The 23,105-nt window shown below is 60.6% G+C and carries 19 protein-coding genes; 13 read left to right on the top strand and 6 right to left on the bottom strand.

Annotation, left to right across the window (positions count from 1 at the left end; genetic code table 11):
* Positions 1 to 25 precede the first annotated feature (25 nt).
* Positions 26 to 970, bottom strand: coding sequence for a DMT family transporter (locus tag RB216_RS17995; RefSeq protein WP_016977448.1), 945 nt, complete (start codon positions 968 to 970; stop codon positions 26 to 28).
* A gap of 92 nt (positions 971 to 1,062) precedes the next feature.
* Here RB216_RS17995 and RB216_RS17990 point away from each other — a divergent pair, with 92 nt between their 5' ends.
* The 4 genes from RB216_RS17990 to RB216_RS17975 all read left to right on the top strand — a co-directional run bounded on the left by RB216_RS17990 (position 1,063) and on the right by RB216_RS17975 (position 4,701).
* Positions 1,063 to 1,626 carry a helix-turn-helix domain-containing protein gene (locus RB216_RS17990; RefSeq protein WP_028616861.1) on the top strand — a complete coding sequence of 188 codons (564 nt, stop codon included), beginning with the start codon at positions 1,063 to 1,065 and terminating at the stop codon, positions 1,624 to 1,626.
* 154 nt (positions 1,627 to 1,780) lie between these two features.
* Entirely contained in the window at positions 1,781 to 2,977 is a 1,197-nt protein-coding gene (locus tag RB216_RS17985) for an SfnB family sulfur acquisition oxidoreductase (protein ID WP_308907681.1), read from the top strand.
* A gap of 9 nt (positions 2,978 to 2,986) precedes the next feature.
* On the top strand, positions 2,987 to 3,313 hold the full coding sequence (locus RB216_RS17980; protein ID WP_028616859.1) for an acyl-CoA dehydrogenase: 327 nt from the start codon (positions 2,987 to 2,989) through the stop codon (positions 3,311 to 3,313).
* The gene (locus RB216_RS17975) at positions 3,313 to 4,701 is read left to right on the top strand and encodes an LLM class flavin-dependent oxidoreductase (RefSeq protein WP_028616858.1); all 1,389 of its coding nucleotides are present in this window, start codon (positions 3,313 to 3,315) and stop codon (positions 4,699 to 4,701) included. Before RB216_RS17980 ends, RB216_RS17975 begins: the two co-directional genes overlap by 1 nt.
* A 60-nt stretch (positions 4,702 to 4,761) precedes the next feature.
* Here the strand turns inward: RB216_RS17975 and RB216_RS17970 are convergent, their stop codons facing one another.
* Positions 4,762 to 5,649, bottom strand: a complete 888-nt coding sequence (locus tag RB216_RS17970) for a hypothetical protein (RefSeq protein ID WP_308907680.1) — start codon at positions 5,647 to 5,649, stop codon at positions 4,762 to 4,764.
* Positions 5,650 to 5,992: 343 nt separating this feature from the next.
* On the opposite strand from RB216_RS17970, the gene RB216_RS17965 reads away from it, so the two are divergent.
* From RB216_RS17965 to RB216_RS17935, 7 genes are read left to right on the top strand one after another with little or no spacing between them, the layout of a single operon-like run.
* The gene (locus RB216_RS17965; RefSeq protein ID WP_308907679.1) at positions 5,993 to 6,895 is read left to right on the top strand and encodes an AMP-binding protein; all 903 of its coding nucleotides are present in this window, start codon (positions 5,993 to 5,995) and stop codon (positions 6,893 to 6,895) included.
* Complete coding sequence (locus RB216_RS17960; protein WP_308907678.1) at positions 6,892 to 7,662, top strand: ABC transporter ATP-binding protein; 771 nt, start codon at positions 6,892 to 6,894, stop codon at positions 7,660 to 7,662. Before RB216_RS17965 ends, RB216_RS17960 begins: the two co-directional genes overlap by 4 nt.
* Positions 7,662 to 8,543 carry a branched-chain amino acid ABC transporter permease gene (locus RB216_RS17955; RefSeq protein ID WP_028616854.1) on the top strand — a complete coding sequence of 294 codons (882 nt, stop codon included), beginning with the start codon at positions 7,662 to 7,664 and terminating at the stop codon, positions 8,541 to 8,543. The genes RB216_RS17960 and RB216_RS17955 overlap by 1 nt, the downstream gene beginning before the upstream one ends.
* A 4-nt stretch (positions 8,544 to 8,547) precedes the next feature.
* Positions 8,548 to 9,597 carry a branched-chain amino acid ABC transporter permease gene (locus RB216_RS17950; RefSeq protein ID WP_028616853.1) on the top strand — a complete coding sequence of 350 codons (1,050 nt, stop codon included), beginning with the start codon at positions 8,548 to 8,550 and terminating at the stop codon, positions 9,595 to 9,597.
* A gap of 21 nt (positions 9,598 to 9,618) precedes the next feature.
* Entirely contained in the window at positions 9,619 to 10,959 is a 1,341-nt protein-coding gene (locus RB216_RS17945) for an ABC transporter substrate-binding protein (RefSeq protein WP_308907677.1), read from the top strand.
* Between the two features lie 3 nt (positions 10,960 to 10,962).
* Positions 10,963 to 11,730, top strand: a complete 768-nt coding sequence (locus tag RB216_RS17940; RefSeq protein ID WP_028616851.1) for an ABC transporter ATP-binding protein — start codon at positions 10,963 to 10,965, stop codon at positions 11,728 to 11,730.
* A gap of 12 nt (positions 11,731 to 11,742) precedes the next feature.
* Positions 11,743 to 13,134 (top strand): FAD/NAD(P)-binding protein, encoded by a 1,392-nt coding sequence (locus RB216_RS17935; RefSeq protein WP_308907676.1) that lies wholly within the window; start codon positions 11,743 to 11,745, stop codon positions 13,132 to 13,134.
* 10 nt (positions 13,135 to 13,144) lie between these two features.
* On the opposite strand, the gene RB216_RS17930 is transcribed toward RB216_RS17935, so the two are convergent.
* From RB216_RS17930 to RB216_RS17915, 4 genes are read right to left on the bottom strand one after another with little or no spacing between them, the layout of a single operon-like run.
* Entirely contained in the window at positions 13,145 to 14,392 is a 1,248-nt protein-coding gene (locus RB216_RS17930; RefSeq protein ID WP_028616849.1) for an efflux RND transporter periplasmic adaptor subunit, read from the bottom strand.
* The gene (locus tag RB216_RS17925) at positions 14,382 to 15,860 is read right to left on the bottom strand and encodes a TolC family protein (protein WP_028616848.1); all 1,479 of its coding nucleotides are present in this window, start codon (positions 15,858 to 15,860) and stop codon (positions 14,382 to 14,384) included. The genes RB216_RS17930 and RB216_RS17925 overlap by 11 nt, the downstream gene beginning before the upstream one ends.
* Positions 15,853 to 17,070 carry an ABC transporter permease gene (locus tag RB216_RS17920; protein ID WP_028616847.1) on the bottom strand — a complete coding sequence of 406 codons (1,218 nt, stop codon included), beginning with the start codon at positions 17,068 to 17,070 and terminating at the stop codon, positions 15,853 to 15,855. Before RB216_RS17920 ends, RB216_RS17925 begins: the two co-directional genes overlap by 8 nt.
* On the bottom strand, positions 17,067 to 17,771 hold the full coding sequence (locus RB216_RS17915; RefSeq protein ID WP_122684092.1) for an ABC transporter ATP-binding protein: 705 nt from the start codon (positions 17,769 to 17,771) through the stop codon (positions 17,067 to 17,069). The genes RB216_RS17920 and RB216_RS17915 overlap by 4 nt, the downstream gene beginning before the upstream one ends.
* Before the next feature lie 360 nt (positions 17,772 to 18,131).
* Between RB216_RS17915 and RB216_RS17910 the strand changes: the two genes are divergently transcribed.
* Together RB216_RS17910 and RB216_RS17905 are read left to right on the top strand one after the other, a co-directional pair.
* Entirely contained in the window at positions 18,132 to 18,890 is a 759-nt protein-coding gene (locus tag RB216_RS17910) for a TetR/AcrR family transcriptional regulator (RefSeq protein WP_016977465.1), read from the top strand.
* A gap of 281 nt (positions 18,891 to 19,171) precedes the next feature.
* A complete protein-coding gene (locus RB216_RS17905) occupies positions 19,172 to 23,047 on the top strand; it encodes an immunoglobulin-like domain-containing protein (RefSeq protein ID WP_308907675.1) in 3,876 nt (1,291 codons plus the stop codon).
* The last annotated feature ends 58 nt before the right edge of the window (positions 23,048 to 23,105 follow it).

Raw genomic sequence — 23,105 nt, 5'->3', positions numbered from 1 at the left:
CAACGGTAACGCGGGCCTCCTGGATTCACACAGTGTTCTCAGGTTCTTCGCGAGCAAGCTCGCTCCTACCTGTGGATGCGGCTGCCTTCTGGGCCTTGGTCTTCATCTCACTGACAATCACCGCCGCCACAATCAAAGCTGCGCCCAGCATCGCAATCGGCGGGAAGCGTTCCCCGGCGATCCGCCCCACCACGCCGGCCCACACCGGCTCACCGGCATAGATCAACGTGGCGCGGGTGGGCGAAACACTTTGCTGCGCCCAGTTCATCGCCACTTGGATCACCGCACTGGTCAAGCCCAGGCCGACTGCACTGAACAGCAGCAACCATGAAAACCCCGGCAGCGCCTCACCCATCGGCACCACCATCAGGAACGACAACAACGACGCCGTGGCCAGTTGCACCACGGTCACCCGGCGTACATCCACCTGCCCGGCAAATGCACTGATCAAAATAATCTCCGCTGCAATCGCGACCGCGCCAATCAAGGTGGCGATTTCACCCGGGCTGAAATTCAGTGACGCGCCCGCAGGCCCGGTCAACAGCATCAAGCCGGTAAACGCCAGCATGATGCCAATGCTCGGCATCAAGCCCGGACGGCGCCCCAGCACCAGCCATTGCAGCAACGGAACGAACGGTACATACAAAGCCGTGATAAACGCCGATTGGCTGCTCAAGATCGTCTGCAAGCCAATGGTTTGCAGCCCGTAGCCAAACATGATCGCCACGCCGATAAATACTCCGGCCTTCAACTCGAACAGCGTCAGGTCACGCAACGTGCGTAAGGAAAAGAAGCCGACCACAATCGCCGCCGCCGCAAACCGTAGTCCGACGAAAAACATCGGCCCGCTGACGGTCATCGCGTGCTGCACCAGCAAAAAGGTGCCGCCCCAGATCATGGTGATCACTACCAGGATGCATTCGGCTTTACTGAAACGGTTGAAACGCGAAGGGGAGTTCGGGGTGGTCATGGCGGCTCGGTCTTGCAAGGGAAAGGCACGGACCGCACAATGCGCCGCACGCTGGGCAGTATACTGCGCACACCCACCCATTGAGCAATATAGTGCACAAAGAAAATCCACAACGGGCCTCGGTCCTGCAGCACGTCAGCCAGAACGTTCGTCGCCTGCGCCATGCTGCCGACTTGAGCCAGACCGCGCTTTCGGAAAAGTCCGGGGTCAGCCGGCGCATGCTGGTGGCCATCGAGGCGGGGGAGAAGAACGTCAGCCTGTCCACCCTCGACCGTGTGGCCGAAGCGTTGGACGTGGCCTTCAGCGACCTGATCCAGGCGCCGGATGCCCCCGACCACAGCCGCATCAATGAGCTGGCCTGGGCCGGTGAAATCCCCGGCAGCAAGGCGGTGTTGCTGGCCAAGGCCACGGCGCGGCGTGAGGTCGAGTTGTGGGAGATGCAACTGGAGCCGGGCGATCGCTACAGCCCCGATCCCGACCCGGATGGCTGGAGCGTGCAACTGTTCGTGTTCGAAGGCTGCCTCACCCTGCTGGTGGGCGAGGAAGAAAAGCACGTCGCCGCAGGCGAGTTTTATATGTTCGCCAGCCGTCACGTGCATGGCTATCGCAATGACGGCGAGGTGTCTGTGCGGTTTGTGCGCAACGTGGTGATCTAACTGTTCTCCCGGCAACAGTGGATGGACACTTTGCTGGTTTGAAACGCGCTCTGTTGCACTGAATTACCGGCAAATCGCTGATTTTATTGACGATTAAATTCAGGCACGACTCCTGCAATCACTCCAGTATCCCCTCGGAGCCTGGAGTCGGCCCATGTCAGCCCACCCTCAATACCCTGCCCATATCATCCGCTCTGACGCGCAAGCCATCGAGGTCGCCACGCGCCTGGCTGCACGGTTTGCCGTCGACGCCAGCGAGCGCGACCGTGAGCGTCGCCTGCCGGTGGCCGAACTCGACGAGTTCTCGGCCAGCGGCTTGTGGGGCATCACCATTCCCAAGGCTTATGGCGGTGCCGAGGTGTCGTATGTGACAGTGGCCGAGGTGATCAAACTGATCTCCGCCGCCGACCCGTCCCTGGGGCAGATTCCGCAGAACCACCTCGGTGTCGTCGACATTCTGCTGCAGACGGCCACGGAGGCACAAAAGCAGTACTACTTCGGCAAAGTCCTCCAAGGCTATCGCTTCGGCAATGCCTTCTCCGAAGCCAAGAGCAAGAACGCCGGCACCTTCGACACTCAGATCCGCTTCCACGGCGACAGCGCGCAAATCAACGGCGAGAAGTTCTACTGCACCGGCGCGTTGTTCGCCCATATCGTGCCCACCGTCGGCAATAACGAAAAAGACCAGGCGTTCATCGCCTTTGTCGAGCGCGATGCCCAAGGCCTGAGTGTGATCGACAGCTGGGACGGCTTCGGTCAACGCACCACCGCCAGCGGCGGCGTGACCCTCGATGGCGTAACCGTGCCCCTCAGCGCGGTGATCCCCGCTCACCAGGCCTTCGACCAACCCACCGCCAACGGCCCGATTTCACAGATCATCCAGGCAGCGGTCGACACCGGCATCGCCCTGGGCGCCCTTGAACAAGCCAAGATCTATGCGCGCCAGGCGCGACCCTGGATCGACAGCCAGCAGGAGCACGGCTGGCAGGACCCGTTCACCATCGCTGCCATCGGCGATCTGGAATGGCGTGTGCACGGCACCGAAGCCATTCTCGCCAAGGCCGGCGTGGCGGTGGACCGTGCCCTCGCCGAGCCCAGCGAAGACACCGTCGCCCAGGCCTCGCTGGTGGTTGCCCAGGCCAAAGTGCTGTCGGCCGAAACCGCCTTGCTCGCCAGCAGCAAGCTCTTCGAACTGGCCGGCACCCGCTCGGTCACCGGCAAACACAACCTTGACCGCTTCTGGCGCAACGCACGCACCCACACCCTGCACGACCCGGCCCGCTGGAAGTACCACCTGATCGGCAATTTCGTGCTCAACGGCGTGAAGCCCGCGCGCCACGCCTGGAACTGAGGATTGACCATGACCGCACTGAGCCTTGCGCGCCAACTGTTGGACAGCACCCGCCGCCACGTCGAGACCAGCGATGACCCCTATGTGATCAGCCGCTTCGGCGATCTACAAATCCGCGTCGACGTGGCCGCCGCCCTGCTGGAGCGCGCTGAAACCCACCCCAGCCCGGTGGCCGCCACCGAAGCGCAGATCGCCGCCGCCGAAGCCCTAATTGCCGCGAGCAACGCCGAATTCGAACTGACCGGCCAACGCACCGAACTGCCGTCGAGCCTCGATGACCCGTTGCGCTGGAAATACCAGATCGTCGGCAACTATTACCTCAACGGAGTGCTTTGATGTCCCGTGAAATCCGCTTGAATGCCTTCGACATGAACTGTGTCGGCCACCAATCGCCCGGCCTGTGGGCGCACCCGCGTGATCGTTCGTGGCAGTACAAGGACCTGGAATACTGGACCGACCTCGCCAAGATCCTTGAGCGCGGCAAGTTCGACGGCCTGTTTATCGCCGACGTGCTGGGCATCTACGACGTGTACAACGGCAACGGCGACGCGGCGATTCGCCAGGCGGCGCAGGTGCCGGTCAATGATCCGCTGTCGTTGATCGCGCCGATGGCGTTGGTCACCGAACACTTGGGGTTTGGCCTGACGGCTTCGTTGTCGTTCGAACATCCGTATCCGTTCGCCCGTCGCCTCTCCACCCTGGATCACCTGACCAAGGGCCGCATTGGCTGGAACATCGTTACCTCCTACCTGGAAAGCGGCGCCAAGAACCTCGGCCAGAAAGCCCAGACAGAACACGACGCGCGCTACGACTATGCCGAGGAGTACCTGGAGGTCTGCTACAAACTCTGGGAAGGCAGTTGGGAGGAGGGCGCCGTGTTGCGCGACCGCGAGCGCCGGATTTTCAGCGACCCGAGCAAGATCCACGAGATCCGCCATGTCGGCAAACACTTCCAGGTGCCCGGCATTCACCTGTGTGAGCCGTCGCCGCAGCGTACGCCGGTGCTGTATCAGGCGGGTGCGTCCAGCCGTGGCAAGCAGTTCGCCGCCGAGCAGGCCGAGTGTGTGTTCGTCGCGGCGCCGTCCAAGGTGCTGCTGAAAAAGACCGTTGCCGACATCCGCCGTCGTGCCGCCGAGGCCGGGCGTGATCCGAAGAAAATCCTGATCTTCAACCTGCAGACGGTGATCGTCGGTGAGACCGACGCCAAGGCCAAGGCCAAGTTCGACGAGTACAAATCCTACGTCAGCTACGAAGGCGCGATGGCGCTGATCTCCGGCTGGACCGGTATCGATTTCAGCCAGTTCAAACCGGATGAACCGCTCAAGCATGTGCATACCAACGCCATTCAATCGGCGGTGGAAGCCTTTTCCACGGCAGACCCGAACAAGGTCTGGACGCCCAACGAGCTGGCCGATTGGGTCGGCATCGGCGGCTTTGGCCCGCTGTTTGTCGGTGGTCCGGAAACCGTGGCGGATCTGCTGCAGGAGTGGGTGGAAGAGACGGATGTGGATGGGTTCAACCTAGCCTATGCGCTAACTCACGAGACGTTTATCGATGCTGTCGATTTGCTGGTGCCGGAACTGCAGAAACGCGGCGTCTACAAAACTGAATATGCCCAAGGCACGCTACGTGAAAAACTGTTTGGCGAGGGTGCACGGTTGCCTGAGGTGCACCCTGGAAGTGGCTATCGGAACTTAAAAAAGGAGGCTTGTGCGCCAGCGTAATGCGTACTGGATAGTGCGACAGGGCTTGCTGACGATAAAACAGCAAGCCCATGAACGCATTCACGCAACCACTTGTTTTTTAATGTGCAGGTGGCCGTCAGTGGCGCAAACGGTCTGCTCTGTACCGTCTACAAGAGTAACCTTCGCTTTGAACTCAAAGCGGGCTTCCAGCTCACCAGTGGTAGCGTTCTCTGCCGGCATTTTAAGTAGTGTTACGCTGCCTTTGGTTGCCCAGTAGCCAAGCCCATTATTGATATCGAAAAAAATAACTCTCACCTCCTTACTGTATTCGGTGACTGTGTAAGTACCCAGTTCTAGATTATCTGCAACGGATAGACTGATGCGCAAATCTCGAACGTCGGGTCGGGGTGTGTAATGGCGCGACCATCCAGCAAAGCTAGGCGGAAAGGTACGAGAGGCAGGCTGATGGGTCAGACTGACTTCAGTGGATTTGTAACGTGCCTCGGCATCGCCTTTTATCTTGGCGGTCACTGAACCCGTATCGTGATCTAAACCCTTGACACTTAACTTGCCTTTGATGTGGACATGTTCGGGGTTTCTCTCAGCTTTGAAGTCGAAGCTGGCAGTTAATGTGGCTGCACCGGTATCAAGAGTGACAATGGCTTTCCCTTCGATACCAAAGTATTGATCAATGCCACCATTTATTCGTTTTACCCAGACCATCGACATTTGATCGGGGCCATTGGGGTTGCTGACAATATTGAATTCCTTGTTGGCAATACTCTCGGAAAAAGGGATGTAAGCGGTGAGTTCTTGGTGACCGTTTGCTGTGGATGATTGGGTCGTTATTCTCCACCGCTTGTATACGTTATCTTCGACGAATGTCACTTGGTCGGCGGTAAAAGTTTTGAAGTCCGGATCGCCGAGAATCTCCGCAGTACAACTGCCTTCGGTATTTTTGGGGCTTAATTGATCAAGGGTGTTCATCGCGATTTCCTCATTAGTGTCTCGACAACTACGTCTATATGGCTTTGAAAATTAATACTCTTTAAAGGGGGCGTCTACTGTCAGTAATGACAGGTTTAAGGTGTTTGTTTTTTATAGCGAATGTGTTTGCGGTGAGTCACTGACGATGCAGGGCTGAGGTGTTGCTCTCGCAACACTGAATAGACACTTTGCTCGCTCAGCACGCTTCGCAAATTCTTTGTGGGCTTATAACCCATTGAATACGTTGGAAGTTTGTATAGGCACGACTTCTGCAATAGCTAGTTAAATCCTGTCGGCCAGCGGACCACCGCACGCACATCACCCCATTAGGAGCACTACCCCTATGAGCGTGCACAAACTCAAACGTCCGCTGGCCCTGGAATGGCCCGCCGAACTGCTCGGCACCCTACCCAAGGCGCTGGAACAATTGCAGCACTGGGCGCAGATCACGCCGCTGCACACTGCCTTGCGCCACAAGCGCCAGGGCCAGTGGTATGCGTGGCGCTGGATCGACGCCTTGCGGGATGTGGAACGTCTGGCCGATGGCTTGCGTCAGCAGGGCTTTGACGAGCAATCGCGCTTGGCCCTCAGCGGGGCGTTCGAGCCGAACCTGTTGCTCCTGGCTCTTGCGGCTCAAGCCATCGGCGGGCAAGTCCTGACCCTGGCCGATGACGTGGAGCCCGAAGCGCTGCAACAACATTTATGGCGCATCCGTCCCACCCATGCCTACACCCAGGACCGCCAGCAAGTGCGGCATTGGCAGTCGGCCAACCTGCTGGATTTTGCCCAGTTGCTCGGCCCGATCGACCCGGCGCAACACCTCGTACGCTGGTGGCAACCCAGCGGCGAAACCGCGTTGTGGAGCGAAGAGGGCACCCACTGGCAGGGCGGCTTGGCGGTAGTGCTGGAGCAATGGCTGAACAGCGGCCATGGCCTGGCCTTTCCGGAAAGCCTGGCCTCGGCGCGGCGCGATCGCAGCGAAGTCGCCCCCACCGGCTTGCTGTTGTCGCCTGCACGCTTGCAGCACTTGGCCGATGAGATCGAAAGCCGCCTGGCGCCTCATGGCACCTGGCGGCGACGCCTGTGCGACTGGGCCATCGCCCACCCGCAAAGCGGCCTGCGCCGCCTGTTGAAAAACCGTGTGCGCAAGCTGCTCGGCTTTCAGCGCCTGGCTTACATCTGGCAACCCCTCAAATCCACCCCTTCGCCGGTGTGGCTGGCGCAATTCAAACGGGACATCGCATGAGCCAAGCCGTTCTCCAGGTGCGGGATATCTCGCTGTCGTTCAAGGGCGTCAAGGCGATCAATGCCTTGTCCTTCGAGGTGGCGCGCGGCGAGATCTGCGCGCTGATCGGTCCCAATGGTGCCGGTAAAAGCTCATTGCTCAACGTACTCAATGGCGTGTATCGCTTCGATGCCGGTGAGATCGTCTTCGAAGACCAGCACTTCCATCGCATCGACCCGCTGGGTGCCGCACGCCGGGGCATTGGCCGTACGTTCCAGAACAACGCGCTGTTCAAGAAGATGAGCGTGCTCGACAACATCCTCACCGGCCTGTCGCGGCATATGCGCAGCAGCGTTATCGAACAGGCCCTGGGTTTGCCCCGCGCACGCCGGGAAGCCGAAGCGTTCCGCCTGCGCGCCCAGGGCATTCTCGAATTTCTTGAGTTGCAAGCTCAGCGTGATGTGCTGGTGGGCAACCTCTCTTATGGCCTGCAGAAGCGCGTCGAGTTGGGCCGGGCATTGATCGCCGGGCCCAGCCTGTTACTGCTCGACGAACCCATGGCGGGCATGAACGCTGAGGAAAAACAGGAAATGGCGCGCTTCGTCGCCGACGTGAACCGCGACCTCGGCACCACCGTGGTGTTGATCGAACACGACATGGGCGTGGTCATGGGGCTGTCCGACCACGTGGTGGTACTCGATTACGGGCGCAAGGTCGGCGACGGCACGCCCGCCGACGTGCAGACCAATCCCGAAGTGATCGCGGCTTACCTGGGAGTGGTGCACTGATGACGTTTTTCTTTGAAACCCTGCTCGGCGGTCTGCTCGCCGGCTCCATGTACTCCCTGGTCGCCATCGGTTTCGTGCTGATCTACAAGGCCAGTGGCGTGTTCAACTTTGCCCAGGGCTCGATGCTGCTGTTCGCCGCGCTGACCTTTGTCAGCCTGCATGACCAGGGCGTGCCGTTTGCCTTGGCGCTGCTATTGACTGTGATCGTGATGATCGTCGGCGCGTTACTCATCGAGCGCCTGGTTCTGCGGCCGCTGGTAAACCGCTCGCAGATCACGCTGTTCATGGCGACCCTGGGCCTGTCGTTCATTATCGAAGGCCTGGCCCAGGGTTTGATGGGGTCCCAAGTGCGCGCCCTCGACCTGGGCATCGACGACGTGCCGCTGTTCGTCGGCCCGCTGATGCTCAGCCAATTCGATTTGATCGCCGCGGCCGCTGCGGTGGTGCTGGTGACGGTGCTGGCGCTGCTGTTCAACAAGACCCGCATCGGTGTGTCGCTGCGCGCGGTGGCGGATGACACCACGGCTGCGCTGTCCATCGGTATCAACCTCAACCGTATCTGGCAGATCGTCTGGGCGGTGGCCGGGATTGTCGGGCTGGTGGCGGGGCTCCTGTGGGGCGCGCGCCAAGGGGTGCAGTTTTCGTTGTCGCTGGTAGTGCTCAAGGCCTTGCCGGTGCTGATCATCGGCGGCTTTACCTCGATTGGCGGGGCGATTGTCGGCGGGTTGATCGTCGGCGCGGCGGAGAACCTGGCCGAGGTGTATATCGGCCCCTTGATCGGCGGCGGCATCACGCCGTGGTTCGCCTACGTACTGGCCCTGGCCTTCCTGTATATCCGTCCCGCCGGCCTGTTCGGCGAGCGCGCCATCGAGCGAGTCTGAAACCATGTCGATTCCCGTTGTTCAAGACACCGCCCCGTTGCTGCTGATCCAGCGGCGCATTCCCTGGGGGCTGATTGGCCTGTTGGCGCTGGCCTTTGTCGTGGTGCCGCTGTGGGGCAATGACTATTGGCTCAATGCGATCCTGATACCTTTTTTAGTGCTCTCGTTGGCCGGGTTGGGCTTGAATCTGCTCACTGGCTACACCGGGCAAACCTCGGTGGGGGCCGCGGGTTTCATGGCTGTTGGCGCATTTGCCACTTACGGGTTTTTGCTGCGCCTGCCGGAGCTGGGCTTGCCGGTGGCGCTGCTCGGCGGCGGAATTATCAGCGCGTTGGTTGGCCTGCTGTTCGGCCTGCCCAGCTCGCGGATCAAGGGCTTCTACCTGATGGTCACCACCTTGGCCGCACAGTTTTTCCTGGAGTGGCTGTTCGTCAAATTCCCCTGGTTCTACAACTACGGCTCCTCCGGGACCATCTCCGCGCCGAAGCTTTCGCTTTTCGGGTATGACCTCAATACCCCGCTGGGCCGTTACCTGTTGACGTTGGTCACCGTGCTGCTGCTGACCTGGACCGCGATCAACCTGGTGCGCAGCCAGGTCGGCCGCAACTGGATGGCGATCCGCGACATGGACACCGCCGCCGCCGTGGTCGGCATTCCGGTGGTGCGTTACAAGCGCCTGGCATTTGCGGTCAGCTCGTTTTACCTAGGCATAGCCGGCGCGCTGTGGGCCTTTGCCTACCTGGGCACGGCCAGCGCCAGCAGCTTCGATATCAATCGCTCTTTCCAGATCCTGTTCATCATCATTATCGGCGGCATGGGCAGCATCGCCGGCAACTTTGTCGGTGCGGCCTTCATTAGCCTGTTGCCGATCTTCCTCAGCCATGCCGGGCAGGCGCTGTTTGGCGGTTCGGTGGATGCGGGGCAGTTGCAGAACCTGCAGAAAATCATCTTTGGCGTGTTGATCATCGTGTTCCTCATAAAGGAACCCGAGGGCTTGATTCGCCTGTTGCACAACCTGCGTGACCGTGTGCGGCAATGGCCGCTGCGTTTCTAACATTCCCTCAAGAGAATTCCCATGCGTGCATCCTTGAAACATTCCCTGGTCGGCGCTGCATTTGCGCTGGCCGCCCTGGCCGGTGCTGTTCCCCAGGCGATGGCCTCGCCGGACCAGCAATTCATTCCCCTGGCCACCTACCGCGTCGGCGCCTACGCGTCCAGCGGCGTGCAGGTGTGGGCCGGGATGATCGACTACCTGCGCTACATCAACGAGGTCGAAGGCGGCATTAACGGTGTCAAGTTGGTGTGGCAGGAGTGCGAGACCGAGTGGACGGCGGAGAAGGGCATCGAGTGCTATGAGCGCTTCAAGAATGGCCTGGATGGCGCGCCGGTCGCGGTGTACCAGCCCAACGGCGCACCGGCAGCCTATGCCCTGAGCGAGCGCGCGGAAGTGGACAAGATCCCGCTGATCACCCTCGGCTACGGCCGCACTGAAGCCACCGACGGCACGGTGTTCCCCTACAACTTCCCGGTGATGCTGACCTTCTACAGCGAGGCGTCGACCCTGGTGAACTACATCGCCCAGCGCGAGGGTGGTTTCGATAAGCTCAAGGGCAAGAAAATCGCCACGGTCTACCACGACTCGGCTTATGGCCGCGAAACCCTCGGCCCGCTGAAATTGCTGGCGGAAAAGTACGGCTTTGAAAACATCCAGATTCCAGTGGCTGACCCCGGCAACGAACAGTCCGCGCAATGGCGCCAGGTGCGCCAGGCCAACCCGGACTGGGTGTTCCTGCGTACCTGGGGCGTATCCACCCCGGTCGCGGTGAAGACTGCCGCGCGCTTCGGCTTCGCGGTGGACCACATCATCGGCGACATCTGGGCCAGTTCCAGCGAAGACGTCTTGCCCGCAGGCAGCTCGGCCAAAGGCTACCTGGCGCTCACCCCTTATCCGGCGGGTGCTGACTTCGAAATCCACAAACGCCTCAAGCAATACATCCTCGACAAGGGCCACAGCGACCTCAAGGACCTGAAGAACTTCGGCAGCGTCTACTACAACTCCGGCCTGGTGAACGCCGCTGTGGCGGTGGAAGCGATTCGCACCGGCCAGGCCAAGTTCGGCAAGCGTCCGCTGAATGGCGAAGAGGGCCGCTGGGGCCTGGAACACCTGAACATCGACGACGCCCGCTTGAAAGACATGGGCTACCTGGGGCTGATGCAGAACCTCAAGCTGTCGTGCCGCGACCACGAAGGCGGCGGTTCGGCGCGGGTGCAGCAGTGGGATGGCGCCAACTGGACGCTGATCAGCGAGTGGATCGCTGCCGACCGCGCGTTGCTGCGTCCGTTGATCGATGAAAAGTCCGCCGCTTTCGCCAAGGAAAAAGGCCTGACGCCGCGCACCTGCACCGGGGATGAATAAAGCATGAGCCAGCTCGCTGCTGAATCCGCCAGCCCTTCACTGTTGACGGTCAACGACATCGAAGTGATCTACGACGGCGCAATCCTGGCGGTAGCCGGGGTGTCGCTGCACGTACCCAAGGGCGCCATCGTCGCCTTGCTCGGTGCCAATGGCGCCGGCAAGAGCACCACGCTCAAGGCGATCTCGGGGTTGGTACGGGCCGAGCGAGCGGAGGTCAGCCGAGGTGTGATCGACTATGCAGGCCTGGACCTGGCCGGTGTCGATCCCAGCCAGCGCGTGCGAAAGGGCATGGTCCACGTGCTGGAAGGCCGTCATGTGTTCGGCCAACTCACGGTGGAAGACAACCTGCGCAGCGGCGGCTTCGTGCGGCGCTTGAGCCGCAAGGACATGGAACAGGACCTGGAGCGCCTCTACACCTGGTTCCCGAGGCTCAAGACCAAGCGCCACACTCGCGCCGGGCTCACTTCGGGCGGCGAGCAGCAGATGGTCGCCATCGGCCGGGCGTTGATGACGCGTCCTACTTTGGTACTGCTCGACGAGCCGTCCATGGGTTTGGCGCCTATGATCGTGCAGGAGATTTTCGAGATCATCGCGCAGCTCAATCGTGAGCAGCAGGTGAGCTTCCTGATCGCCGAGCAGAACATCAATGTCGCACTGAACTATGCGTCCCACGGCTACGTATTGGATACTGGCCGCGTGGCCTTGAGCGGCAGCGCCGCTGAGCTGTTGGCGCGGGGCGACTTGCATGACATTTACCTGGGCAAACAGTAAGGGCGACTCTGCATGACTGAATCCATCCGCAACGCTGATGTTCTGATCATCGGCGGCGGCCTGAGCGGCACGATGCTGGCCGTGCAACTGCTGCGCCTGCCGGGTCGGCGCCGGATCCTGGTGATCGAGCCGCGTGGCGAACTCGGCCGGGGCGAGGCCTACAGTGCTGTCGAACTGGGTCACACCCTGAACGGCAATGCGGCGCGCATGAGTGTCGACCCGGACAATGCCGACGATTTGACCCAATGGCTCACCGAGTACATTGGCGCAGGCGGCTGGCCGGAGTCGCGCCAGCAGCACGTGCCGATCAGCGAATTGTTCCCGCCGCGCGGGATATTTGGCTTGTACGCCCAGCAACGCTTGGCCGAGGCGAAGGCGCAGTCTGCCTCCAGCGTCGAGCATGTGCGTGCTGAGGGGGTTGACCTGCAGGTGGATGAAGGTTCAGCACTGCTCACACTGGATGACGGCCAACAATTGCGCGGCGGTTGTGCGGTGCTGGCCACCGGCATGTTCCCGGCGGCGCGCACGCCGCAGACCGAGTCCAGCGGGTTGAACGCGGCGGCGGTGGATCCCTGGGATGTGAAAGCCATGACCGCGATTGACCCGCAAGCGCCGGTGCTGATCATCGGTTCCGGGTTGACCATGGTTGATGCCGTGGTGTCCCTGGAACAGGCTGGGCATCGCGGGCCCATCGAGATTTTCTCGCGCCACGGCCTGTTGCCCCATGTGCGTCGGCAGCCGCCGAGCTGGGTGGATTTCCTTGGCGAAGATCACCGCCTGCGTAGCCCTCGGCAATTACTCCGCGAGGTGCGTCGGCAATGCACTATGGCGCAAGCACAGGGCATCGATTGGCAGGCGCCGCTGGACACGGTGCGTGCGCATATCGGCCGGCTGTGGAGCCAGGCCAGTGAGCGCGAAAAACGTCAGTTCGTGCGCCATGTGCGGCCGTGGTGGGAAAGCCATCACCACCGTTCGCCGCCGTTGAGCGCGCAGTTGGTGGCGCGGTTGCATGAAGAAGGACGGTTGCGGATTCGGGCGGCGTCGTTCAAAGGCCTGGAACCTTCGGTCGAGGGCGTGACCATTGGTGTGCGTCACCGAGGCGAGCAGGCGGTGAAGCGGGTTTGCGGCGCGGCCCTGATCAACTCCAGCGGTATCGAATACGACTGGCGCCGCGTGGCCCGGCCGTTGCCCCAGCAATTGCTCAAGCGTGGGCTGATCCAGCCTGGGCCCTTGGCGCTGGGGATTGCGGCGGATACGTCGGGGGCAGTGGTGGATGCCCAGGGGCAGGTCAGCCAGCGCTTGTTCGCCATGGGCCCGCCCTTGCGGGGGATGTGGTGGGAAAGCACGGCAGTTACGGATGTGGCGCTGCAAGCCAAGGCCCTGGCCGCACGACTCACCCTGTAGGAGCCGGCTCCTACAGGGGGTTGGTGTTCACGAAACCGGGCTTTAGGCCGAAGACCTCGACGCCTAGGGCGGTCGATTGCCCGGTCGTCACCTTCACCCGCTCCACCGGCTTATCCATCGCCTCACGGTATTCAACCGTCATATCCGGCCCTATCGCCTGGCTCGGAATCACCATCGCCTGCGCATTGTTGTAAGTCACGATGGTCAACCGCGCGCTCATCCCCAGGCGCACCCGTTGCAACTGCTGCGGCGTGAGCTTGGGGATCGACAAGGTCACCGGAAACTGCGCACTGCCCTGGCCGTCACCGGCCATCGCCAAGCCGCTCACCACGCTGACCGAGCCGTTCAGTCGCTCGCCGTCAAACCCATCCCCCAGCACTTCCACCGCCTGGCCCTGATGCAACTGGTTGATGTCCAGCTCTGAGACCTTGGCGACGATTTTAAGCCGTTCGATGTTCGCCAGGCCAAACAGCACCTGACCCTGGCTGACCTTGCTGCCGGCCTGCACCGGGGCCGTGTTGTTGCCGCCAGCCTGGGGTGAGTTGTTGCCGGGCGGCGGCACCACGATGCCGGAGAACGGCGCCTTGATTTCCCGGCCTTCGAGCAGCTTGTGCAGGGCGTCGTATTTGACCGTGGCATTGGTCAGTTCCATGTCGGCGATCTGGCGGTATTCGCCCTTGCCCTGGTCGAGGGCCTGCTGCAGTTCGCTGCGCGCGGAGGCGAGGTCCAGTTGTTGTTGCTGGGTCTGCTGCTTGAGGTCGTCCAGTTCGTTGCGCGGGATGATGCCGCGCTGGAACAGGTTTTCGCTCTCGGTGAGTTTGCGCTGGGTATTGCCGGCGGTCATTTGCGCCGTGCGCAAGCTGCGACGTGCACGGCTGACGGTGGGGCCGTTGTCCCAGTCCTGCATTTCTTGCACGGTGCGCCGGGCCTTGAGTTGGGCGGAAAGGGCCTCGCGCAGTTGCACCTCCAGGGTGGCCGGGTCCATGCGCAGTAGCACCTGGCCGGCCTCGACCCTTTGGCCTTGCTCCACCAGGTTGGCTTGCACGTTGCCGTCGAACGGCGCGGTGAGGGTGATGGTGGTGTCGGGTTCGATCTTGCCCACCAGGCCGATCTGGTGCACCAGCGCGTCGGGCTTGATGGCCAGCCACTGTTCGGTGGTGCCAGCGGGATTGGAGGCCGGGCTGCGCAAGGCCAGGCCCGCGCCGCCCAGCAACAGGATAAGTACAGCGCCCAGCAGGCGTTTCTGATTAGTAGTCATTGAGGGCGATTTCCCAACTTTCCAGCGTCATGCCCAGGGTCAAGTCAAGCTGGGTCTGGGCGTTCAAATAAGCGATCAGCGCATTGAGCTGCGCGTTCTCGGCGTTGCGCAGGTCGGTCTCGAAACTCAGCACCTGGAAGTTGGTGGAGCGTCCGGCGCTGAGTTTTTCCCGCTCGATCTCGATCTTGCGCCGCGACAGCTCCACGGCGCGCTGGGAGATTTCATATTGGCGCCAGCGGGTGCCGAGGTCGCGCACCACATTGTTGACGCTGCGCTCCAGCTCCTGGCGCGCATCGGTGATACGGATCTCCTGATCTTCAACATTCACCCGCGCACGCACTTCGGCCTGGCGCGTGCTGATATCGCCGATGGGGATTTGCACCTGCACCCCAGCGTAGCTGTCCCAGGTGCGGTTGGTGGAGCGGCCGGCGTCGTTATCGGTGTTGGCCCGTATCTGATTGGCACCGGCTACCAGGTCCACCTGCCAGCGCCCGGAATCCTTGGCGATCACCAGGTTGAGGTCGGCCTGTTGGCTGCCGAGCAGCGCGGCCAGGTATTCCGGCTGCTGGGTCTGCGCAAGGTTGAAGGCCTGGCGCTTGTCGACCTGCATGGGCCGGGCCTCCAGGGCCTCGGTGGCGCGAACCGGCGTGGACAGGTCCAGGGCCAGCAGACGCAGCAGGGCCAGGCGGCTGGTGTCCAGTTGGTTCTGCGCTTCTTCCACGCCGAGTTGCTGGGTGGCGATATCGGCTTCGGTCTGCACGATTTCGAACTCAGCCATGCGCCCGGCATTGATCAGCGCTTTGTTCACCTCCAGCAAGGTGCCAGAGCGCTTGAGGGCGTCCTGCACGATGCTCAGTTGCTCCTGGGCACGCAGCAGTTCGCGGTAGGTGGCGATGATCTGGCTGATGGTTTGCGCCACGGTGGCCTTGAGGTTCAGGCGGTTGGCCTGTTCCGACAACCGCGACAGGCGCAGCGGCGCGGTGGTGGCGTCCCAGCCAGCGCCACGCAACAGCGGCTGGATGATCGCCAGGTCGAGGCCGTCGCTGCGGTAACGGCCGGCGCGGTCGGCGGTGTTCAGTTGCTGGGTCCAGGCCATGCTCAGGCGCGTGCCGTATTCGCTGAGCAGGCTGGTGGCCGGCGCGAGGTTGGCATTGCGTGTGTTGTCGGCGGAGCCACGGTTGGTGCGGTAATAACTGTTGAGGGTGAGCTTGGGGTTGAACACATCTTCGGCCACCCGCAGGTCGAACTTTTGCGCCACCCGTTGCAGGTAGGCGCTGCGAATCGCCGGGTTGTTGCGCAAGCCCAGGTACACCGCATCGCCCAGTGTCAGGCTGGTGACCTGAGCATTCAACGAGACGCTGCGGTCATAGCCGCTGCGGGTGCTACTGGGCGCCGATGGCTTGATCACCACGTCGGCGGCCGTGCCGGGCAGGCTGAAGAATGCGAGCAGCCAGAGCCATTTATTCATCGCGCAGGGCCTCCACCGGCTGCAAGCGTGAGGCCGACACCGCTGGGTAGATGCCGAAGAACAACCCTACCAGCAAGGTACTGCCCACCCCCAGCGGCAAGGCGGCCACCGCCAGCGCAAACGCCCAGCCCGACAGCCAGGCGTACAACCAGGCAGCGGTCATGCCCAGCACCGCGCCGCAGAGGGCGCCGACGGCGGTGAGGGTCACGGCTTCGAGCAGGAACAGGTTGCGGATATCCCGCTGGCGGGCGCCGAGGGCCATGCGGATGCCGATCTCGCGGCGGCGCTCAGAGACGTTCATCAGCATCACGTTCATCACCCCCACACCACCGCCCACCAGTGAGATCGCGCCCAAAGCCAGCAGCAGGTAGGCGAATGTGCGGCTTTGCCGGGTCATGCCGTCGATCATTTGCTGGGGCACCTGGATGTCCACATCGTGGTCGGGGAGTTGGGGTTTCAGCGCGGCGACCGCTTCTTTGGCGACGCGCTCCATGTCCTGGCCGGGCGCTGCACGAATGATCAGGTTGCCGATCTGCGGTGTTGCATAGATGCGGCGCATGCCTTCGGCGGGAATGAACAGCGACTCGTTGGCCTGTACTGGCATCAGCATCGCCCGTGGCTGGCTGCGCAGGATGCCCACGATCAGGAACAGGTAGTCGTTGATGCGCACGCGATCGCCCACTTGCAAGGGGTCGCCCGGCGCACTCAGTGACTGGGCCACTTGGTCACCGATCACACCGTAGGTTTCGTTGACATCGAAGCTCGACAGGAAACGCCCCCGCTGCACCACCAGGCGCATCGCATCCTTGATGTCCGGTGTACTGCCCACGAAGTTGGCGTTGGCGGTACGGCCATGGAACACGATGGGCCCGCTGAACAGTGTGAGAGCACCGATATGGGCTATGCCAGGCACCGTCTGGCGCATGGCGTCGAGGTCGAGGCGGGCGGGCATCGGCACAGTGCTGGCGCCCTTGGGGGGGAACTGAGCGATCAGGGTGTCGGTGCCCATGTCCTTGAAGATCATCGCGGCATCCACCGACGCGTTATGCCCGATGTTGATCAGCGCCACCACCGACGAACTGCCGATCACGATACCCAGCAAGGCCAGAATCGAGCGCTTGCCCAGGGTGCGCAGGCTGACGAACGCTTCATGCAGCACTTGGCTGAGGTTCTGTTCAACCCGCAGGCTGCTCTTTACCCGCTCGATCATGGGCGCCCGGCCTCTTGCACCACGCCGTTACGCACCAGGATCTTGCGGTCCAGGCGCTCGGCGATGTGGGGGTCGTGGGTGACGATGATCAGGGTGACTTGTTGTTCACGGTTCAGCGCCAGCAGCAGGTCCATGATGTCCTGGGCCGTGGTGCTGTCGAGGTTGCCGGTGGGTTCGTCGGCGAGGATCACCGAGGGTTTGCCCACCAGTGCCCGGGCAATGGCGACGCGTTGACGCTGGCCACCGGAGAGGTCGGCGGGGCGATGGTGGGCGCGGTCGGCCAGGCCGACTTGTTCGAGCATGCGCAGGGCTCGCTCCACCGACTCATGACGCGATACGCCGCGATAACTCAGGGGCAGGGCGACATTGTCCAGGGCGCTGAGGCGTGGCAACAGGTTGAAGCTCTGGAACACAAAACCGATCTGCTGATTGCGGATCGCCGCCAGTTCATCGGGCGTGGCGTTGAAGATATCGTGGCCGGCAAAGTGGTACTGGCCGCAGTTGGGCAGGTCCAGCAGGCCAAGGATATTGAGCAGCGTGCTTTTGCCAGAGCCGGAGGCGCCGAGGATGCCGCAGCTGTCGCCGCGGGCAATGGACAGGCACACATCATTGAGAATGGACAGGTGCTGCCCGGCCAGCAGATAGTGTTTGCCGATGCCTTGCAGGGAGATCAAGCCTGGGTGCGCGGGGGTATCTGTCATGAATACGCCTTCAGTCTCGACGCCGTCGTCATCGTCCCCGGTAAAGCCTTGTAACAAGTTAGGGGACGCCTCAGGGTGCGCCATGGACCGGTTTTTGTTTCTTGTTTTTAAAATATTGTTTGAATACTAACCGCCTTCCAGCCGCTTCGCCAGCCGTCGATGTAGAGCGGTTTCAGCTTGGGAAAAGGCCTGCCCCAAGGGCGCGGGAGGTTGAACAAAACCCGCTTGCCCGCCTCCGACGAGCCCGTACGCCAAGGCTTTCGATCATATGGCGGTGTGTCACTACTTGCTTTCGAGCGAGGGCCCCGGTATAAAAAATCAAATTATTTTTTTAAACAATATTTCCTACGTGGAACTTCTATGGTCGCGAAGAAAGTCAGCGCTCCAAACATCACCAAGACTCGATTGCTGGATGCGACAGAGGCTCTCTTCATAAAGTATGGCTACGACGCCGTTCTGCTTCGGCAGATTACCGAGCGTGCCCAGGTGAACCTGGCTGCGGTGAACTACCACTTCGGGGACAAGGACTCCCTGATGCAGACCCTGCTCAAGCAGCGCCTGGAACCGCTCAACGAGCAGCGCCTGGAACTGCTCGCGCGTTGTGAGGCCGAGTCCGACGGCCCTCTGGACTGCGACACTTTGCTCGGCGTGCTGTTTGCCCCGGCCATGGGCCTGGAGCGCAGCGATCCCGCCAGCGCCAGTGGGGAAGGGCGTTCATTCATCCGTTTCCTGGGGCGGGTGTACAGCGACACGTCGCCGTTCATCCAGGAATACCTCAAGGTTCACTACCAGCCGGTGTTCCAGCGGTTCTTCGAAGCCTTTGCCCTGGCCCTGCCGGACCTGCCGCGCAATGAACTCGGCGTGCGCCTGCAATTTGCCCTCAAGGCGATTTCCGGGGTGATGGCCGGTACCGAACTGCGCCTGCTGATGAACTCCATGAGCCTGGGCCGCCCGGCCACGGATGCCGAGGTGATGGCCAAGTTGATCACGTTGGTGTCGGCAGCGATTCGCGTGCCGCAGCAAAGCCCTGAGGCGGAACATGCCTTGGCCAAGGTGCTGGATACCCAGCGGGCGATTCGTGAGCAATCTGCCGCGCCAGCGAGCAAGGCCGCGCGTTGACTCAAATCCCAGGCAAAAAAAAGCCCGCTGGGGCGGCGGGCTTGATGTGCAACATTTGTAACGGATGAGGCTTCACACTACGTTCCAGGATGTGAATAAAACGTGAAAAATATGTAAGAAATGATGTGTAAATTGCGATAGTTCAAGCATTCAAACCACTACTTCAAACGATCACTCTTCGCTACTGTCAACTTTGACAGCTAGACACGTTGAGTGATCAGGCGTGTGATTTTCCCCTGACTCGTGTACGACCTGCACGGGCTTAAACCCGGAGAAAAATCATGTCTGCCAAACCCAAGGCCCCCAAATCCTCAGTCGAGGACGCCGAGACACCGGCTTCCGCATCCTCTGAATTGTCCGCGTCAGGCACTGCCAGGCCTGCTCCGCGAAAAAAACCATCTCCCGTGGTGAAGTCGTCGGACACCCGCCCCGGGTTTACCATTATTGAGGATCTGGACTCTCCCTATACCTCCCCTGCGCAGGTTATACCGGTCGAGAACGCGTCCTATGGTCTGGGCATCCGTCATATTGAGGAGGGACTGGATGTTGTCTTTGAGCGTTGGGTAGGATTTTCCGAGGGTGACATCTATCGGTTCAAGCAGGGAGATCTGGTGCTGGGGGAGGACACCGTTAAGGCTGACGAAATCACTAATAATAGAGTCTACCTAAACATTCCTCGTAGCATTCTGCCGTTGGGCTTTGTAGGCGATGTCTACGGCGAAGTTGAGCGTATTGGCAGCTCAACCCTCAGTACCTCGCCGCCCCAAGTTATATTTGTAAAGGAAACCCGTCCGGGAGGTGCCGACGAACGTCCCCATGAAAATTGGCACTCCAAACTGATGCTGACCCTTTCGGTTACATTTATTGACGCTGTCGTCGCAGACAGGGGGGTTACTGCAACGATTCGGGCATGGGAGCACATGCGGGTTAACGACTTGGTGATGTTCTACTGGGGCGAGCATCGTTTTGAGCTACCCCCTGTCACAGCCGACCAAGTGGGTTCTGACCTGACGTTTGATATCGATGGTGAATTCATAAAGGCGGCCGGATCAGGTCATTTTGTCGTGCAGTTTTATCTGTATGACGAGGTGCGCAACCGCTCGGGTGAGCTGCAGCCGTGGTGCAAACCGGTACCGGTCGAAGTCAAGTTGGACCTATCGTCGCCGCCGGAACCGTTGATCGTCGAAGCGGACGTAATCACCGGGGTCCTGGATGCAGATGCTCTAGGTCAGGCCTCTGCCACTGCCGAAGTAGAGGTGCCGCGTAACAGTGCTTTTTTTCGGGTGGGTGATTTTATGTTGCTCACCGTGCACGGCACGACTCCAACAGGTGAGTATGTGACTGAGTCCTTGCGGCTGCTGGTTGACAGGATTCCAAAGTATTACGAATTTCCTATCCGGAACGAATTGGTCCGCTCACTTATTAAAAGCACCCTGACGGCTTCCTATGTTAGGCAAAGAGACGGTGAAGATGATCTGCGCTCCAGGGATACGACGGTTACCGTTGCCGGTCGGCGTTTTGAATTGCCAAGGCCTCTGGTTCGCCAAGCCCACGGACCGTTCATCGAGCCGGACTTGCCGCGCATTACCGTGGAGATGCCGGACTACCAACCGTCGGGCAGCACTGGGGACAATTTGACAGTTCAAATTCAGGGGTTTCACTTGGACAACACCTCTGAACTGGTTTCGTCTTCGCGTCTGGCTGGCTCGCATGTGCGCACGCGTGATTTTCTCAATGCCCAATACGCGCGTTTCGAAGGCTTGCGCGACACCAACGTGCACTACATCGTCACTGGCGCACTGGGGATACGTGAGTCAGACCGCCGTTGGATACAAGTAGGACGCCCAGCGCGAACGCTGCAGGCACCTGTGTTCCAGGATGCAATCAATGGCAACATCGACCCCGCGGGGGTCGGCAGCGTGGGTACGCTGGAGCTGCGTGCGGATTTCAAACAGGGCGACAAGGTCATCATTAAGTACACGGGCTCCGTCAGTGGGGAAGCGCAGTATGAATACTCGCTGTTTGTAACGAGCAATCCACTCGTGCTGGATGTTCCAAAACAGCTCTTCGATGACAATCTGGACGGCACGCTCACTGCCAGCTTCCTGATTGAGCGCTATGGTGTCTTCGAGTATTCCGAGGAGGCGGTGGTGACAATCGGCACGGCATTGGACGAACTGTTCATACCCGAAGTGCTGCAAGCCAACCCCGACACCCATGAACTCGACCCGATGCATACATGGCCGGAGGGTGCGACGGTCCGGGTGCGTTACAAGTTCATCAAGCCCGACGACAAAGTCCAGGTTGACTGGATGGGGCTACCAGGAATAGGCAGCTATTCGGAAATCAAGGAAGGGCAGACCGGAGACCATATCGACTTCACCATCCCGGTCGAAGCCATCGGCTACAACATCCATCCTGATGGCCGTGATATCGAAGTGTCCTTTAAAGTGATCCGCAATGGATTTGCTACACCGTCACCGACACTGGTGGTGCGTTTACTCTCGCTGCATCATTTGCCTGGGCCCCTGATCGACAGCATTGGCGATGACATCGTGTTGCAGAAAACGTTGTTGGACGATCTGGACATGACTCGTGTGCCGCCCTACCCATACGCCGCAGTGGGGCAACACATGTGGTTGCACTATTCGGGCAGGCTCGACACGGGAGCTCCCTATGAGGAGTCGACGTTTGTCGCCCGCAAGGTTGTTGACGACGATGTCACATTTGGCCCATCAGCATATACGCCAGTGGGTCGTCTGCGCCGCCTTCAAGACTGGTCTGCACTGACGATCAGCTTCTGGGTGACGTTCGATCACAGTTCGCTGAAGGACAACGCTGTGCTATTTGGCGTTCGTCATCATGTGGTCCAGGACCAACCGAACGTATTTCCTCATCCGTCGATCAAAGACTCGACGCCTGCCAGCGGGCCGGAAGTGTCGGTTGACCCACTGACAGTCGAAAACAAGTGCCAGGTGCTGGTGAGCTACCCCAACATGAACGTGGGTGGTACGGACCGGGTAACGCTTCACTGGGCCTTTGAAAATGGTTTGACGATTGATTTGGGGCCGCTGGATGGTTTGGATGGTGGCACGGTTACCTTCAACGTGCCCAATGATTTGGTCGCCAGGAGTGTGAACAGTACTGTTCATTTGCAGTACTTCGTACAGTTGGGTCGAGGTGGCGAGGGTACATCCGATGAGCAGAAAGTCACGTTCGATACGATTGCGTCCGCCAACCTGCCACGTGCCCTCATCAATGGCGTGGCCCATGGAGGGAGCCTCAATCCACCCACATTTACCGGTGACGGCCGGATCGCAGTTGCCAAATGGCGCTTGAGTAACCCCGGGCAGCGGGTGTGGATGTCGGCTTCCAGTCCTGGAGCTGTCACGCAGGACCTGTTAACGGCCTATCCGATCAACTCGTCGCAGGCTGCCAATGGCCTGCGCGACCAGTTGATCTCGCTCGCCTGGTTATTGGGACTGCCGAATAACAGCGTGGTCACGATCACGTTGGCGGTCACCTTCGACGGCAGTGAGGAGCGCAGTGATGCGTTACCTTTCCTTTCCACTCAGTACACCATTAGCCTGACGTCGCCGCTGAATTTCGACCAGACTGCGGTCACCTTGAGTGCTCGGACTTACCTACTTCCCGGAACTCCCGGTGTATTGCCAGCCTTCGGCGCAGGAAACTCGATCAGGCGCCAGGCTTCGGGCGGTACAGCGCCCTACAACTACTCATCAAGCAATACATCGATGGCCGTGGTGGATGGCGGCGGGCTGGTGACCGTGCGTGGCAATGGTTCTGCGAGGATTACCGTCAGGGATTCGTCGGTGCCGGTGCAGACCCGCAGTTACGACGTTTATGTCAGCAACGTGGTGCAAGTGTATGGCGTGGGCAGGAACACGTTCAGGAATATCAGTACGGCAGTGGCGAATGCTGGGCTACGCATGCCCAGTCTTGATGAGCTACGCGCCATCAACCAAGCCTATGGAGCCAAGTGGCCCATGGGGTATGCGTGGTACTGGTCGGGTACCTTCTCCCATTCATTTCTCTTTACCAATTATTACTACTTTCTGGATATTCCTGGCGGTGGCACAGGGACGGAAGCCGACAAGTTGCTCGGCGGCCACCTAAATGGTATCGGGTTGAGATAATGCAAGCGTGAAGTGCTGGCCGGTGGATCGTATAGAGAAACCGGCCTTTTCATGATCA

This window comes from Pseudomonas canadensis (assembly GCF_030980095.1).
In the GTDB taxonomy this organism is placed as follows: Bacteria; Pseudomonadota; Gammaproteobacteria; order Pseudomonadales; family Pseudomonadaceae; genus Aquipseudomonas; species Aquipseudomonas canadensis.
Note: the sequence above shows the minus strand (reverse complement) of the source record. Positions and strands in the feature narration are given on the sequence as shown.